The organism is Coleofasciculus sp. E1-EBD-02 (genome assembly GCF_040218245.1).
Classification (GTDB): Bacteria; Cyanobacteriota; Cyanobacteriia; order Cyanobacteriales; family Coleofasciculaceae; genus Coleofasciculus.
On record NZ_JAVJQN010000150.1, the window covers coordinates 1 to 17317 of the forward strand.

Consider the following 17317-nt stretch of genomic DNA (forward strand, 5'->3'; position numbering starts at 1 on the left):
GGGTATGGGGGAGGCGCTCGTCCCCCATCGGGGGGTCTGGGGGGCTGGTCCCCCAGATAAAACTGCTATCTTTGACCCTATCTGTGACAAGAAGAAATTGTCGGGTGTCAGGTGTCGGGTTTCGGGCTGAAGGCGTGACAAACCATCAAAACTCACCATATTCTATTTATTCTGTCAAGATGTAATTCCTAAAAACTAGATGTTAGCGTAGTGGAGCTAGTCTCTCTTTTTCCGAACAGTCACAGGATAGCAGTAGGATCAAGCCGAGTAAGTAATGATAGAACACGATCTCAATGGCGATCGCTCCTTAGTTTTAGAAACAGCATGGCAGCGATATGCCCAGCTTAAAACCCAAGCTGCAATCACTTATAGACAATATTTGAGTCTTCGGGGTGGATCAATTTTGCTCAGTGCGATCGCCACATTCCTCGCGGTGGTTATCGCCAGTACAGATAGGCAACTCCTCGCCGCCCCACCGGGACGAATCTTAATCATTGGTTTAGTTTTAGTTCCGATTATCAATGTGATCGTTTTGGCGATTAGTCGCAACCTGCAACAGGGACAATATTGGCAAATTCTCAATGCTGGTGCTGAGGAAATTCGCAAAACGATCTATCTGTATCGGACATTGCTACCGGGACACGAAAATCGTCACCAGTGGTTGAATGAACGAGTTACAGCGATTCAACGCCAGGTATTTGATAGTATTGGCAGTGATTTAGTGCTGCAACCTTATACAGGGAATCTTCCCCCGGATAAGATGGGCAAATACCCAAGTCGTGATCCGGGTTTTAGTGATTTACTGCCCCCAGATTACTTGCATTATCGCTTAGAAGCGCAACTGCAACGGTATACCCAAGAACTCGCCCAACTCAACACCACTCGCACTCGCTTACAATTTGCCATGTTTAGCTTGGCTGGATTGAGTGCATTGTTACCCGTGTTGGGGGTCAATGTCGGTGTCTGGGTGGCGTTTACCCTCTTCTTGGCAACAGCATTCAGCCTGTGGCTGGAACTAGGACGAATCGACGATCGCGTGAATGCGAATAACCAGCTCATTTTAGCTCTCAACATGATTCGCGATCGCTGGCAAAGTTTAACCGCCAAAGAGCGGACGGGTGAGGAATTTTTTCAACTCGTGCTGGCGACAGAAAATACACTCTGGAATTACTATAGTCAACCAATTTCCGAACGGCGTCAAATTGCCACCCCCTTGCTGGAGCCGAGTGATGATTTACTCACAGAAGCGCTCAAACATCCCGCGCCAAAACTCATTGAACCCATTGTCGAACTCCAAGAAGAAGCAAACAAAGTTGAAACCCTAGCCGTTGCCGCCCAAACCCCCAAAGAAACGGTAACGTTGGAGGTAGTCAAAAAAGTTGAAGAACCGCCTCAGGAACCGCCGAAAAAAGGATTACCTCATGCCTTTGTGGTCATGCCCTTTGGACGAAAAAAAGGACCCGATGGGCTTTGGATTGACTTTAACAGCATTTATCGAAACTTAATTAAGCCAGCGTTAGAAGAGGCAGGATTTGAGTCATTTCGCGCCGATGAAGAAATGGTTAGCGGCGATATTTTGACGGATATGTTTCAGGAGCTATTGCTCGCTGACCTAGTTTTGGCAGATTTAAGCATTGATAATGCCAACGTGTTTTACGAATTAGGCATTCGCCACGCCCTGCGGAAGCGCGGCTTGATTCACATCCAATGTGGTCGCTCTTACATGCCTTACGACATTTTCAATGTCCGGACTCTGCCTTATCACTGTGATGATAGCGGTTGTCCTGACCCCGAGTATTTACACAAAGACAAGCAGGCGATCGTGAAAATGGCGCGTGCCACCTGGGAGTCGGACAAAAACCGCATTCATAGCCCAATTTTCAGTATTTTAACCGGACTGGATGAACCCGATCGCAAGTCCTTGCAAACACCCCTGGCAACCGGATACTGGCAGGAATACAAAGAATGGCAAGAGCGGGTGGTGCTTGCCCAGCGACAAAAGCGGATTGGGGATGTCTTGTTATTAACCGAAGAGGTGAGTAATCCCCTAATTAAAGAAGAAGCCCTGGCTGAAGCGGGGAAAGCCCTAAAAAATCTGGGAAATCACGCCCTAGCGCTCAAAGAATATCGCCAAGGGTTGAAAATCAATTCCAAAAATTCTGAGTTTCGCAAAGAAGAAGCCTTTCACCTCAGCCGCTTAAAGCAATTTGATGAAGGGATTGTCAAACTAGAGTCATTGCTCCAGGATGAACCAAATAATATTGATGCGCTCTGTTACTTAGCTCGCATTTACAAAGAAATGTGGCGCAATGAATGGAAAGAAATCCCCGATGACTCGGAGCGGTTGAGTGCTGCCTATGATGCCGCTCACTTACTCAAAAAAGCTGTTGATACCTATCTCAAAGCCTATCGGCTGGATCACAATCACTATTATGCTGGGATTAATGCCCTAACCTTATTAGTCCTTCTCGATCATTTAGTCCAGCATTGTGATCTCGATAGTGATGCCGAAGGAGAAGCCCTGCGGCAACAGTTGCCCAATCTCAAAGGGGCGGTTCAATTCTGCCTGGAAAGTGCAGTGAAGACCAATGAAAATGATGCCTGGGCGTATGTTTCCCTAGGAGATTTAGCGGTATTGGCAGCCGACGTTCCGAAACAAGTCACGCGAGCGTATAAAAAGGCACTAACTTTGCTTTGGAACAATAAATTTGCCCTCGAAGCCACCCTGGATCAACTGCAACTGTTGGCAGCCCTTTCGTTCCGTCCCGAGTATGTGCAAGCGGGACAGGTGGTGATCCAAGGAGAACTGGAGCGTCTCAACAATGAAACCGCCATGATTGCTGATGAGAGCGAACCAGAACCCACACAAGTGATCCTCTTTTCCGGTCACATGATTGATAGTCCGACACGGGAACAACCACGTTTTCCCGCCGCCATGGAAAATGAGGCGCGGCAAAAAATTGAGGAGACTCTGGATAAGTTAAATCCCAGTACCAATTGCTTGGCAATTGCTCCCGGTGCGGCTTGTGGCGGTGATATTTTGTTTATCGAAGCCTGCTTAAAGCGGAACATGAAGGTGGAGGTATTTCTGCCCTTTGCCCCAGCTCAGTTTATTACCGAATCCGTTAGTTTTGCCGGAGATAACTGGACATCCCGTTTCTATACAATTCAGAATCACCCCAATGTGTCGTTTAATCTGCAACCGGAACGATTGGGAGACGTGCCGATAGGGGATAATGCCTTCGAGCGCAATAATCGCTGGGCGTTGTATTCCACCCTCATGTATGGCATTGATCGGGTGCGACTGATTGTTCTGTGGAACGGTAAAGGCGGTGACGCGCCCGGAGGTACAGGTGACATGGTTCACCAGGTACGTCACTTAGGAGGCGTGGTTGAGCATATTGATACCACCAAATTTGAGTACTGGAACACGAGGACAGAAGTATTAGCCAGTTAATAAATGTAGAGACCGTCCATGTTTGGTCTCTACCGGTTGATTTTCCGACCATCTTGAGCAAGAATCAGGTTCACCGCTGCTGTTTTGGCAGAAATTGAAAAAATTAGTGCGACTTGTTCGTGAAATAACCAAACAACTGGGAATACTAAATAGAGGAAAAAGCCGTGAAGCTCAGGTTAAGCCGTGCACTGGAGTAACCTATCCTTGTTGCTCTTAAGGATTGACGTGGCTTAATCTTAAGATCATTGTCCTCGATGACATGGTTAAACTGATGGTTAAAATATTCTCTCTCTAGAGTCAATTCAATGAAAAACTCCTGTACTTTAACCTTTAACAATAACCTCTCCGCCCATGTTGTTCAAGTCCACAGTCCCACGGCGTTGGCGGCGGCGTTGCACCAGCTTGGTCTTGACCAACCCCGTCCTACCCTGGCGTTAGTGGGTGGAGCGAGTAAGATTAGTGAGTCTGACAAAAATGATTTGCGACGCATTTTTCTCGAAGTGATTGCGCCTCTGGCTGAACAACTGGGAGTGGTGGTTGTCGATGGGGGTACGGATGCAGGGATTATGCAATTTATTGGTCAAGCGCGGACAAGGATTCGTGGGACATTCCCATTACTTGGTGTCGCCGCGATTGGCACGGTTATACTTCCTGGTGTTAAAAGCATGAATGCTGATGCGGCGATGCTAGAGCCAAATCACACCCACTTTGTCTTAGTTCCAGGCTGCAATTGGGGAGATGAATCCCCCTGGTTATCTGAGATTGGTAGTCATTTAGCTAAGGGATTACCTTCGGTTACGATTGTGGTGAATGGTGGTGAGATTACCTGGCAGGATGTGGCGCAAAGTGTGAAAGCCCAGCGACCTGCGATTGTCTTAGCCGGGAGTGGACGAACGGCTGATAAATTGGCAGCCGCGTTGCAGGGAGAGGTAACCGATGAACGAGCCACAGATTTAGTGGCATCGGGACTTTTGCACGCTATTGATGTGAGTAAAGATGCAGCAGCACTGGCTCATCTAATTGGGCAGATGCTTTCGTGACCTGGGGATGCGTTGCCCGGATAAATTACCTCCAAATAAGGTGGGAAGAAGCGCTGACATTGATTCGGTGAAATCGGAGGTTTTAAAATAAGTGTAATTCGGAGATTGATGCTAATTTAATTTTTTTTATGACATAATAAAAATTAAGTTGATTGAGACGTATACCGCTGATCCGGTTTGAGTGTTGCATGAAGCGTTTGTTGCTCAAACTAAATTATTCATTGGGTCATTTCATAATGTCTTAAGCCCACCTTTGTTATATAGACTCTTGCAGATCAAGGCATAGAACGTGGCAAAAAAGAACTCTTACAGTCAATATCTTAGGCAACACCTGAGTAACTTAATCGAGCAGACGGACTTGCCCCCCTTGAAAAAGGACTTTATGAAAGCCCGCTGGTTGGATCAAGTGCTGTGGCTGGAAGGACGGGCAACCAAGGAACGCGATCGCCATCACTCTTTGAGGTTACTAACGATTATCGGTGGTGTTATTGTTCCCGCCATGGTGGGATTCAAAAGCCCGAATCCTAAAATCCAGGAAATAGTCGGCTGGAGTGCGTTTGGGTTGAGTCAAGCGGTAGCCGTTTCCGCCGCCGTGGAAGAATTTTTTGCTCATGGGGAAAAATATAAGCAATTCCGCAATACAGCCGAAAATATGAAAATTGAGGGCTGGCAATTCCTGCAAATGGCTGGACCCTACAGTGAGTTTGAATCCCACGACGACGCTTATGCCACCTTTGCCTATCACGTTGAGCAGCTAATTCAGAAAGACGTGCAGGGTTTCGTCGCTCAGTTTGAAAAAAAAGACAGCCAGGAAAAGACAGCAGCAACCGTGGCTCAAAATGCTGAGCTAGCGCTGAGCAATCTCAACGAGCAAATGGAGTATCAGGCGCAATTGCGGCGGGAAGCCGAGAAACGCCGCTGGGAAGAAGAACAGAAGCTTTTGCAAAGTGAATTTTCAGCGCCGCTGGAACCGGATGCAACCAATGAGGAAGACGTCCAGACTACCCCGGTTACTCTCGAAGACTTGCCCACGCTAGGTGCCGCCGCAATGGCTTGGTTTGAAGAAGAACCCGAAGAACCCAAAAAACAAGCATCAATGAATGGTCAAGGAAATAGTGAATCGGCTAAACCCGCCGTACCCCAACTGATTACACCCGAACAAGCGTCCAAAATAATGGATTGTCCCCTAGCCGATAGCCAGAAATATTTACCTGGAGTATTGGAGGCACTGCAAGACTATGACATTTTGGATAAGCAGGTGCTAATTGGTTTACTGGCAACGGTGCGAGTGGAAACCAACGGGTTTAAGCCCATTAATGAGTTTGGTGGACCAAAATATTTCACCAAACATTATGAAGGACGCCGTGATTTAGGGAATGTGAAGCCAGGGGATGGGGCGAAGTATCACGGTAGAGGCTACATTCAGATTACAGGGAGAGCCAATTATCGCACGTATGGGCAAAAATTGGGGGTTGATTTGGAGAATAATCCTGAATTAGCTCTAGACCCGGAAATTTCTGCTAAGATACTAGCTTGTTACTTCAAAGATAGAGGGGTCGCCACTGCCGCAAAAGTGGGAGATTGGCGTAAAGTCAGAAAATTGGTGAATGGCGGCTATAACGGTTGGGATGTTTTTTCTAAGTATGTTGAGAAAGGTAAGGCGGTAATTGGTTAAGGTATGGAACCCACAGAAGAAGTTTTTTTTCAAGTTCAGGAACTCAAGGAAGCGATTCAGGAACTTAAAGAGCAGATCAAAGAAATGCAAACGATAAATGAGGTGCAGCAAGAGTCAATTACGTCTTTAATTGCTTTATCTCAGAAGCAAACCACGGTAATTGAACAACAAACCTCTGTGATTCAGCAATTGGTGAGTCGGTAAGGGGAAGATGCAGCAGCACTGGCTCATCGGATTGGACAGGTGCTGTCTTGACCGGAATTAATTGCCTTCAGATGGGGTGCGAATCAATACGGGTAAGGGGCGCTTACAGATTAAGGCATAGAACGTGGCAAAAAAGACCTCTTATAATCAACAACTTCGGGAAAAGTTGAGTGGGTTAATCGAAAAGACCGACTTACCTCCTCTGAAAAAAGATTTTATGGAAACCCGGTGGCTGGATCAAGTGCTGTGGCTGGAAGAACGGGCAACTAAGGCACAAAGGCGCTACTACTTCCTGAGGCTGTTGACGATTATTGGTGGTGTTATGGTATCGACGCTAGTGGCGTTCCAAAGTCCTAATTCTCGGATTCAGGACATTGTCGGCTGGATAGCGTTTGGGTTGAGTACAGTCGTAGCCATTTCAGCCGCTAAATTTTTCGCTCATGGTAAAAAGTCTTTCCTATTTCGCAATACGGCGGAAAAGATGAAGATTGAGGGATGGCAGTTTCTGCGACTGACGGGATTCTACCGCCAGTTTGAATCCTACAACGATGCTTATTCCATTTTTGCCTATCGTGTTGAACAGCTCTTGCACAAAGACATGCAGGATTTCGTCGCTCGGTTCGAGGCAAAAGAAAAGGAACGCCAGAAAAAGACCGAAGAAACAGTGGCTCAAAATGTCAAGTTAGCTCTGGGCTATCTTAACGAAAATAACTCTTACAGTCAATATCTTAGGAAACACCTGAGTGACTTAATCAATCAAACTGACTTGTCACCCCCAAAAAAAGATTGTCTAAAAACCCAGTGGCTGGATCAAGTGCTGTGGCTGGAGGAACGGGCGACCAAGGCACAAAAGCGCTACGACTTCCTGAGGCTGTTGACGATTATCGGTGGTGCCATCGTACCGGCGTTGGTGGCATTCAAAAACTCTAATTCTCAGATTCAGGACATTGTCGGCTGGATAGCGTTTGGGTTGAGTCAAGCCGTAGTCATTTCAGCCGCTATTGAACAATTTTTCGCTCATGGTATAAAATCCTTACTTTTTCGCAATATAGCGGAAAAGATGAAGATTGAGGGCAGGCAGTTCCTGCGACTGACGGGATTCTACCGCCAGTTTGAATCCTACAACGATGCTTATTCGATTTTTGCCTATCGTGTTGAACAGCTCTTGCACAAAGATATGCAGGATTTCGTCGCTTGGTTCGAGGCAAAAGAACAGGAAAGCCGGAAAAAGACAGAAGAAACAGCGGCTCAAAATGCCGAGTTAGTTCTGAGTTATCTCAACGATCAAATGGAGTATCGGTATCAGGATAAATTGCGGCAACTTGAACAAGAGAAACGCCGTTGGCAAGACGATAAAGAGCTTTAGCAACAGGAGAATTTAGCGCCGCCGGAATCGACTGAAACTCATCAAGACTATTTGGGAAATGCTATATCATCAATGCAAGACTCTGACTAGCTCCTTAATTTTAGCCGCCTGCCGATCCTTAAATTGCTCAGGGAAACTTAATTCTAGCGCAATTTTCTTCGGCGAAGAACTACTGCTATCGCCTGGAACCAGAATTTCTAACGAGAGAATTTGGGTTAAAAATCGCTCCCGGGATTGGCTCATGGCGTCTTGACTTAACAGCAAGCCCACTAAGGGTTTTTCTTGCTGCATTTTCTTTAAATTATCAGATTTAAGTAATTTAGCATTCGATGTAATAGAATCATCGAGTTCTAATCGCAAACTTGTCGCCCCAATTGCGGTCACTGTTGCCAAATAAAAGTCCCCTTCCCAAAACAATTGAGCTGAAGCTTGAACCCGTTTGCGGACTTTTCCTGCCCCTTTCTCCACGTTAAATTCCTGGAAGGCACGAAAAAGACCTGTAGCCAAAAATCCTAAGGACTGCAACGGTTTATCCACATATTCCCGTGTTTGTGAATACCATTCCTTCACATCAGAATACGTCACCAAGGTTAAATTATCTCGCTGGGCTTGGGTGACATTAATAAACTTAACCGCCAATTCCATTTGATGATCATTGACAGACTTTGCCACCACAATCTGAGCCTCCATAATCACCCTTGCGCCATAATCGCCCACTAATTCAACTTCAATTTCATCGGGTAAGTTGGGTTGACCTTCAACTTCTAAGATCATTCGAGTTCCGGTTTCCGAAACATCCAGAGTCACGCCACTCCAACTTTTGTCATAGCTGTAAACCGTTGCCCCCAGGCGTCGCCGTAAGCGGTGGGCGGTGCGTTCTTGGGGTTGTTCAAAGGCAACCAGTAATGCTGCCATTAATAAAACCATGTTAAAGATACACCACAAGGCGTTAACCAAAACCGCTTCTGTATCCTCTGGACGCAGGATCAACCAAAAGGGAACTGACCCTAACGCCAGCAGCACAAAAGCTGTTACACCTAAGAGACCCCGTACAGACTGCCAATCAAAGTTTGATAAGCTAAATTCCCGTTTAACCAGGGTCATGTCTTTGTCTGTGACGTTAAAAGAACCCAAATTGGGATTAATTAACGCCATCGTTGTCACATACCCCGCCTGGAATGCCATGACAAATTCAAAAATTTCATTCCAGAAGGAAAAGCGCACATGCTTATAAATAATGTAGTTAGCATTGAGGGACAGGAGGATATGGGGGAATGCATACGCCAAGGTTTCTAATCCCAAACCCTGAATCGGGTTGATTCTAAACAATAAGAACAGAGTCGGCGCGAGGGCATAGATGAGTCGGGGATAGCCGTAGAAGAAGTGAGACGTGGCGCTGAAATAGCAAATCCGCTGGGGAATCGTCAAATTTAGCTTACGGTTGAACACCGGATTTTCAATCCGCAGAATCTGCGCCATCCCTCGCGCCCACCGGACTTGCTGACCCACATAGGAGGAAAAGTTCTCCGGGGCGAGACCCGCAATCATGATTTTGTCGTAGTAAATCGACTTATATCCCAGAGAATGGAGTCGGAATGCCGTGTGACAATCTTCAGTCACCGTTTCCGTAGCAATCCCACCCACTTGTAGGGCATATTCTTTACGAATTACCGCTGCTGAACCACAGAAAAAAGCCGCATTCCAAAAATCATTCCCTTTTTGCAGTACCTTATAAAACAGTTCATTGCCAACCGGAATTCTGCCATCTGTACGCAAATTTCGCTCAAATGGATCTGGGTTAAAAAACCAGTGGGGTGTTTGCACAAATGCGACTTTTGGATCAAAAAAGAAGCCGGCGGTATCTTTAAGAAAATCTCGCAGCGGAATATGGTCACAGTCCAGAATCATCACCAAATCGCCCTTCGTGCGGCGAAACGCGGTATTAATATTCCCCGCTTTGGCATGTTCGTTATTATCCCGCGTCATCATGATGCAGCCGACTTCCTCGCACATTTTCCGCAATCTTTCGCGACGGGCTTTATATTTTTCGGCTCGACCATCATCTAAAACATACACTTTTTTTTTGTCTTCCGGATAGTCGATTGCCATGGCACCGATTGCCGTTTTGCGGACAATTTCCACGTCTTCGTTGTAGGTGGGAATATAGATGTCCACCTTGGGCCACTGGTCTTGCGGATATGCCGACAAATCGACGGGTTCACGGTCTTGAATATGTAAGGTTTGAACATACGCCAGAACGAGCGTCAGGATGGCATACAGTTCAGCGATCAACAGCAGTACACAAAATAAGCCATTGAGAAAGGTATCAAAATTGAGCGTGTAGTTGAGGCGATAGTAGAGATAGCGGGCAGTGGTCACTAAACTCAACCAGACCAAAAATAAGTGGTAGTACTCACTAATTTGTTTATCGGAAACTCGGGTTTCCGCCCGCACAACCACTTGACCGATCGCCAAAAGCAAAACGGCGACAACACCCTGCTGCCAAACCTTGAGCGGGGTAATGACGAGGGGAATCGAGAGTACCAGAAGAAACAGAACCAGCCATTTCAAATGGCTTAAACCAATGGGTTCTAGTGAGCGATCAAAAAACCGAGGCAGAACATCAACTAGCCAGTCAGTGGCGAAGGGGCGTTGAGGACGAAATCGCTGGAATTTAGACGAAAACGAGGACATATCAACGGTGTGGGGTTAGTGAACAAGAAGGTAGAAGGCAGGGGGAGCAGGGGGAGCAGGGGGAGCAGGGGAAGCAGGGGGAGATGAGGGAGAATGACTAATGACGAATGACAAAGGACGAATGACCAATGACTAATGACTCTTTTGATCACTAAGCCGCTTGAGATAGAACTGAGAAATCCCATACATCAGCAGCGCGATCGCGAAAATGCCAGCCGGTAAGAAGAACCAGTTGTCTTGAATAAAGCGCGACACCTTACTCAACAGTCCGGTATTTTCAATCCGACTTGTTGAGGGCGCACGTTCTAAGAATTCCAATGTGTAGGCATCCGGGTCATAGCTAGCCGCATCTTGCTGATTGCTGCTGATCAATACCGTGTCTTCCTGAAGTTGGAAGAACCAGGGATCTTTGCTAATCACCTGCCGCACTCGTTCTAACCCATTCGCCGTCTGTGCAGTTAGCGCTAATAACACCCGTTCCTTGTTATCGGGTGACATGATTTCCTTAATCATGCCTTCGTTATCTGGTAAGGCTTGAATGCTGCCTTGATTCCACTGGCGAGAAAAAGCATCCTGTAAGCGGAAACCACTGCCATCAAACACCTCTGGGAAGGGAAATTGCTCTCTGGTACCAATTCCCACCAAATGGTGTCCCTCGCGGACTTCAGTAGGCAACGTTGTTGTTGTATAGGCATCCAGATTGACCGAATCAGCCTTACTCAGTCGTCCCAGACGTTCGCTAACCGTTAACAGCGTCAGCAAATCCGTATTACTTGGAGAATCCGACACCACAATCGCGGTTCTGGACAAATCCTGGGGTGCAGCAAAGGGATAACCTTCCTGGAACAGTCCTAAATCGGGGAGTTGTACCGATTGTTGGCGGTTCAGGTTGAAGCTAGTGTCTGCATGGAGGGTTCCTGTCAATTGTTGGTCGGTGACTTTACCACATACACCCGGTTCTCTGGGATTGAGTCGGAATGCCACTTCCAGTTGGGAATCAGGCTTGATTAAATGCGGGGGCAAATCCACTTTTAATCGTTTTCGGGTAGCGCCGTCTTCTGAAGTCAATCGCGCCCCACCGATAAACGTGCCATCCAGTAGGACTTCTACCGCCGAGGTACGGGGATTGATTTGTGGACTATAGCTATAACGCAGGGTCATAGAACTCCCCCGCGTAAATTGGTCATCCGGCAAAGCGCGAAAATCAATTGGAATCGGGGGTGCCGCTGACCCACGTACCGTGATGTCTTGGAACGGATCACCGTTTTCTTTGGTTTTAATTTCGCTGAGGGTAAAGGAATTTTCTTCCGGTAAATAACCGGGCCAATTCCGGAGTGATGGTGTGTCTACCTGTTTGAGACTATCCACTAATACAGCTTGACCTGTGCCAAATTTACGGCTGTCAGGCTGGACTAAAAACTGGGCAGCTTTGGCAACACCGTCAGCCCCATTGCCTGTCACCACTAAAACGGGAACCCCCCCATCTAAGGTGGTGGTCATCATTAAGATACCTACGTCACTGGGTAAAGCGACTTGGTTTCCATCTAAAATTTGGTTGCCACTGATGCTAAAAGGCAAATCCAAATCCGCTAAGGCGGGTTGGTCGGCGGGTGTGCCAATAACGACCAACCGTTGACCCCACTCTATATCCTCTAAATCGTTGATGATTTCCGTATCAATGGGACGGAATTCAGCCATTCTGCCTAATCCCGCTTGAAAGCGAGACGCGGTGGTTAACCAGGTGTCGTTAACCTTGGGCAGAAGATAAGCAATGCGATTGGTATCTAAACTGAGGTCGTCAAAGAAAGGATAGGGGTAGCGGCTAAAGTTGAGCGGAATCGGTTGAGGCTGATATTCAAACTGTAATTCTGAATCCGGTAGTACTTCTGTCCAAAGCGTGGGGTCACCCGGATCGCTACATTCTTCGTCATTACTTTGTCGGGCGACAATCGTCAGTTCGTTATAGTCCTGAATCAGTCGGGATGGAACGTTGAAGAGGACGCTGCCAACTTCCGATTGTTGGCGGTTGAGGGGGACTGAACCCACACTCGTGCCATTCACTCGGACTGTGAGATTGGAGTCTTTGGCAATCAGGGCGGGTGAATGCTGGAAACGAATTAGGGCTTTAGCCCCTTGGATTTTCCAGCCCCGGGGACGGGTAAAACCGAGTCGAGCTTCAGAATACACACCTCGGAAGCGGAAGCGGTTGCCGACGATGGGAGAGCGATTGAATTGCAGGACGTACTCGCCTGTGGGTAGGGGTTCAGCCTCTGCCGTTTCTTCCTCGCGATCGGGTGAGGAGGGTGCAGGAGAACGACGTGCGGGTGCAGGTTCTTCGGGTTCGGTTGATGTCGGCGCTGAACGAGTGGGCTGGCTCTGCGGCGGCGGTTGACTAGGTGCAGGCGTCGTTCGCTTGCGTGTTGGTGATGTGGATTTTTTCGGAGGAGCCGCCGGAGCGGGTTTGTAAACAGGTTCCTTTTGGGGCGTGGTGGGTAGGGTATATTCGCGAATTAGCTGATCTTCCTGCTCTTGCAGGCTACTGTCGCTTTGAGCGACGGCAAAGTTAGTAGTGATCACTAGACCGACGACTAAAACGCTACACAGAAGCAACAATCCGAGTCGCGTTCCTGTAGATACACGGGTGGAGCGCTGACGTCCGCGATGGGTGGAAGGATTTGGAGATTGGGAGTGACGAAACAGGCGTTTCATAGGAGAACTCTTACGGTTGATGGAAATGCCCAGTTAGTATTGCTTGGGAACTAAATTATGCGATTCCAACTATCTGGAATTTGGGAATAAGTAGGTGGGAAAAATTCAAGTTAACGGTGGAGATAGTCATTGGTCATTGGTCATTGGTCATTTGTACGTCGTAAGGGTTTACGGACAAACTTGCCCTAAACGATGGCAAGCCAGCCACATCGTTGACTAACGAAATCCACTAGAATTAGGCGTGTTTGTAGATAGCATTCCCGCTTCAGTCCAACGAGTAACAGGTTGACTGAACCCGGTCATTTGTAGAAACGGTGGTGACATTTTTCTAGTCCTCTGAATCGGTATTCGACTCGATGCCACCCTGATATAAGATGCGATTATTCGTGCTTACGAATAAATTTTTAACGGTTTCAAGCCTTGACAGACGTTATCGACCTCTGTATCATTTCCTTATTGCGTTTCTGGAAAACTGCTGCTGGGATTGAAAAAATTGCGAATTCTTTACCAGGTCAGGTGATACTAGGGCGATCCAGGCTAAGTTTTGGGTATAGTAGGCAGATTCATCATCCCAAATTCCCTGATTGTATTGCGGTAGAAGTTTACGCTCCAATAGTTGTTCAGCTATAGCCGGATTGATTAAGCGCATAGCTGGGTAAAGCATGGCATATTGGGAGGTGGCATCGTATTTGACCAAAGATTCTCCATCGAGGTTAATTCGAGCAGGCAAGCGAGAGGACGATTGCCATTGATCTTCAAGGTATTGGGTTGCTGTTTCCAGATAATTTAACGCCTCCGTCGATTGAAACCATTCGGCATCCCAAGCGATTCGCCACCAGACGCGATACGCATCAAAGCTATAGACGCTTTTCAGTTTGCTTTGTGAGGGTATGGACTGAAATTGATTGGTCTGTAAATCCAAAGCAATCCAGTCACTCGGTAACCCAACCGCCGAAACTTTAGAGGAGTTTTCCAAGACGTAGTAGCTACTATCTATCAAACTCAGCCAGTCTCGTTCGGGATCAACCTGAGCAAACAGGCGAAACGCATAAGGGGCGAGATAGGAGGGATTCAGATAAATAGTCGATGGCGACGGGACAAAGGCTTCCTTGGGTCCAGGAAGGAGATAACGCTTGCCATCGGGTCCAGCGATGGTGGAGTATTCCCACAAATCGCGCAACTTGATTCGCGCTAACTCTAAATATTCCGGGCGATTCCAGCGGCGGTATGCCCAAATTAATGCGGTAATCGCATCAATATCAGCATCGCTGGCAAAATTTCGATCAATGGCACCCCAATTGCCCTCATCATCTTGACCCCACAGCCAAACCCAAAGATTGTCTTCAGGTTCGCCTGTTTCTGTGAGTCGATGCAGGTTATCTTCTGCCCACTCTAAGGTGAGGGCAAATGTGGTTGGGTCATTAATCAATACAGCCCTGAGCATAGCGTAGGCTTGTCCTTCTGAGGTGGAGCGATCGCTCGCTTCGTAGTCGATTACTCGTCCGTCCTCTTGAATGAATTGTTGTCTGTAGATGACCCAGCTTTGTTCGAGTATATCCTGGATAGGCGGCGATGGGGATAAAACGGGAAAATCAGCCACGGGGGAAGCCGTTACTGAGGGTTGGGAAGGGGATACAGACGCTTCCGGCTGTTCAGGTTCGGAGAATTCGATGGACACACAACTGGTGAGATTCAACAGCAGTAACAGAGCGCTTGTAGTCATGCTTGTAGTCAGCGCTTTAGCGCTTCTGGCACTAAAGTGCCTACTACGAACCCAGTGATTTGTCCTTTGTCCTTTGTCCTTTGTCATTTGTCAGGGAATAGGGAATGGGGAATGGGGAATGGGGAATAGGGAATAGGGAATAACGCGCCAAACTAGAACCGTTCCCATGGGGGTTGAAATCCTCGTCGTTGTAAAAAGTCTTCCTGAATTTGTTGCATTTGATTCGATAATTCTGGATCTAACGTTCCTCCTTGTTGAAGTTGTTCAAGTTGCATCGCTTCCAAATCCGCTAAAGCCTCAAGCTGATAGTCTTGAACTCGTTTCAGTCCAATCATTGCTTGGCGAATTCCTTGATCATTCGGGTCAAGGGCTAAGGCTTGAGAATAGAGATTGCTGGCTTCATCTAATCGTCGTTGTTGAAATCGAACGCCAGCTAGAGCTGATAATGCCTCTTGATTAGCTGGTTGTGCGGATAAAATTAACTGATAGGCTTGTTCCGCGAGTTCTAAATCATCGATCGCTTGACCAATTTGTCCTTGTAAGAAGTAGTTGCGGATGTTAGTAGGATCGCGGGCGACTAATTGCGCGACTCTAACTCTGGCTTGTTCTGGACTGCGTTGGGCGATAAGCTGAATTGACCGGATTTGTACGGGCAAATTCGTGGGATCAATCTGTAGCAATCTGTTATAAAGTGCCTCGCGTTCAGGAGATGGCGGTAATGATCCCGCCAGGGTAAATAGTTCTGGCGGCGCACTGGTGGCAGGTTGAGTCTGTAGCCAGTAATTGAGAACCGCTTGGGCTTGAGATTCCGAAATCAGATCGGCTTGGTAGGCTAGGTTAGCACGCGCTAGTTGCAGTGTCGTGTCCTGGGGATTACGGGCGATTAACTGGTCAAATACACCGAGGGCTTCCGTGGGACGATTTTGTTGTAGCCGCACATTAGCCAGCCCTCGTATCGCCGCATTAAGAATATCCCGTTCGGCTGGATTACTGGCAATTAAAGCCTGATAACGCTGGGCGCTGGCTTCTAAGTTTCCTTCCCGACGCTCAATTTCTGCGGCTAACAATTGGGGGGCTAAGTCTTCCGCGCCTGCGGGGGTAGCTGCATAAGCGGCTAACGCCTGTCTTGCTCCGGCGAGGTTATCGTTTTCCAATAAAATCTGGGCGATGCGGAAATTTAAGAAAGGAACGTTGACACCAGATTGGAGGAGATTGGTGTAAATGGGTAATAATTCCGGTCCTGGGGGTTCAATCCCGGCTAAGGCTTGGGCGATGAGTTGGCGTTCATTGGGATCAGCCGGGAGCGGTTGCAGGGCGCTTAATAGACGGGCTTTGAGTTCGGCTTCGGAAATTAACCCCAGTTCCCGTTCCAAGGCGACTTGTTTAACTAAAAGAGTGCGGTCATTGGGTTGTAAACTGACTAATTGACGATAGAGATTCAGAGCGGTTTGCTGTTCGTTGGGTAACCCACTAAAAACATCAGCAATTTCCCGCAAGAGTTTGGGTTCGGGATTGGGGGTTTGATCGAGCGCCTGACGATACAAATTCGCGACTTGTTGGGTTAGGGCTTGGTTACCCGTTTGATTGCGAATCTCATTCAAGGCTCGTGCTAAGGGTAACGTTGCACTAGGATTCCCTTGTAGGGGGGTTAAGACATTTAACGCTTCAGTTGGCTGTTGATTGGCGAGATAGGCTTGGGATAAAGCCGTTCGGGTGAAGATGGCTAATTGTTGATCAGAGAGGAGTTGGGGCGATCGCAGTTGTCCTTCCAGAATCTGGACAGCCGCCGCCGGATTTCCGGTTTCTCGTAAGGCGCGGGCGTAAGCGAGGGCGGGATACCCAGTAATTTGTCCGCCTGTCGCCAGATAACGGTTAAACAGTTCCAATCCCCGTTCCGGGTTACCGCTATTGGTAAACGTTTCCGCCGCCCCAAGCAGAATATTGGGCGGGGGATTTCCTTGTAGGACAATTTGATAATCCGCCAAAGCTTCAGCAAACCGTTGCTGAAAGCCGTAGAGTTGGGCTCGCAAACCACGGGCTTCGATATCGTTGGGATTGAGATTCAGCAATGTCGTGAGGGCTTCAATCCCCTGAACCTGCCATTCTGATCGATAGGTTCCGAATAGACCCACCGATTTTAAGGCTAATTCATTGGTGGGGTCTTGTGCCAATACTTGTTGATAAGCATTCCAGGCTTGCTGAAGATTCCCCTGTCGTCGATGAGCGATCGCTAACCCTAACTTGGCATCCAAGGAATCCGGATAGCGCCGTACCGCTGCCTCAAATGCCGCGATCGCATCCTGAACTCGTCCTTGACTCAGCAGTGAAAAGGCTTGGCGAACGGCTGTGGGTACGGTTTGGGCACGAACAGCCGGGATGGTGTACACCATCGGTGCGCTAATGGCTAATCCAGCTAGTCCTAATCCAATGAGTTTAGTCATTTGTTATT

Annotated in this window: 10 protein-coding genes; 6 read left to right on the forward strand and 4 right to left on the reverse strand. The window is 47.8% G+C overall.

Translation table 11 applies throughout. The features are described from left to right. Positions 1–274 precede the first annotated feature (274 nt). The 5 genes from RIC07_RS23670 to RIC07_RS23690 all read left to right on the forward strand — a co-directional run bounded on the left by RIC07_RS23670 (position 275) and on the right by RIC07_RS23690 (position 7742). Positions 275–3457 carry a TRAFs-binding domain-containing protein gene (locus RIC07_RS23670; protein ID WP_446396653.1) on the forward strand — a complete coding sequence of 1061 codons (3183 nt, stop codon included), beginning with the start codon at positions 275–277 and terminating at the stop codon, positions 3455–3457. 305 nt (positions 3458–3762) lie between these two features. After that, positions 3763–4497, forward strand: coding sequence for a hypothetical protein (locus RIC07_RS23675; protein ID WP_006104787.1), 735 nt, complete (start codon positions 3763–3765; stop codon positions 4495–4497). Positions 4498–4786: 289 nt separating this feature from the next. Further along, the gene (locus RIC07_RS23680; protein WP_446396654.1) at positions 4787–6172 is read left to right on the forward strand and encodes a DUF4231 domain-containing protein; all 1386 of its coding nucleotides are present in this window, start codon (positions 4787–4789) and stop codon (positions 6170–6172) included. 3 nt (positions 6173–6175) lie between these two features. Next, on the forward strand, positions 6176–6376 hold the full coding sequence (locus tag RIC07_RS23685) for a hypothetical protein (protein WP_446374791.1): 201 nt from the start codon (positions 6176–6178) through the stop codon (positions 6374–6376). A gap of 124 nt (positions 6377–6500) precedes the next feature. Beyond that, positions 6501–7742: a DUF4231 domain-containing protein gene (locus RIC07_RS23690; RefSeq protein ID WP_446396655.1), complete on the forward strand. Its 1242-nt coding sequence runs from the start codon at positions 6501–6503 to the stop codon at positions 7740–7742. 69 nt (positions 7743–7811) lie between these two features. On the opposite strand, the gene RIC07_RS23695 is transcribed toward RIC07_RS23690, so the two are convergent. Beyond that, positions 7812–10436 carry a glycosyltransferase family 2 protein gene (locus tag RIC07_RS23695; RefSeq protein ID WP_446396656.1) on the reverse strand — a complete coding sequence of 875 codons (2625 nt, stop codon included), beginning with the start codon at positions 10434–10436 and terminating at the stop codon, positions 7812–7814. A gap of 132 nt (positions 10437–10568) precedes the next feature. Further along, a complete protein-coding gene (locus RIC07_RS23700; RefSeq protein WP_446396657.1) occupies positions 10569–13145 on the reverse strand; it encodes a cellulose biosynthesis cyclic di-GMP-binding regulatory protein BcsB in 2577 nt (858 codons plus the stop codon). A 94-nt stretch (positions 13146–13239) separates the two neighbouring features. Here RIC07_RS23700 and RIC07_RS23705 point away from each other — a divergent pair, with 94 nt between their 5' ends. Then, the gene (locus RIC07_RS23705; RefSeq protein WP_446396658.1) at positions 13240–13365 is read left to right on the forward strand and encodes a hypothetical protein; all 126 of its coding nucleotides are present in this window, start codon (positions 13240–13242) and stop codon (positions 13363–13365) included. Between the two features lie 225 nt (positions 13366–13590). Here RIC07_RS23705 and RIC07_RS23710 read toward each other — a convergent pair whose 3' ends face one another. After that, positions 13591–14868 (reverse strand): glycosyl hydrolase family 8, encoded by a 1278-nt coding sequence (locus RIC07_RS23710; protein WP_446396659.1) that lies wholly within the window; start codon positions 14866–14868, stop codon positions 13591–13593. 152 nt (positions 14869–15020) lie between these two features. Beyond that, positions 15021–17309 (reverse strand): tetratricopeptide repeat protein, encoded by a 2289-nt coding sequence (locus RIC07_RS23715; RefSeq protein ID WP_446396660.1) that lies wholly within the window; start codon positions 17307–17309, stop codon positions 15021–15023. Positions 17310–17317 lie beyond the last annotated feature (8 nt).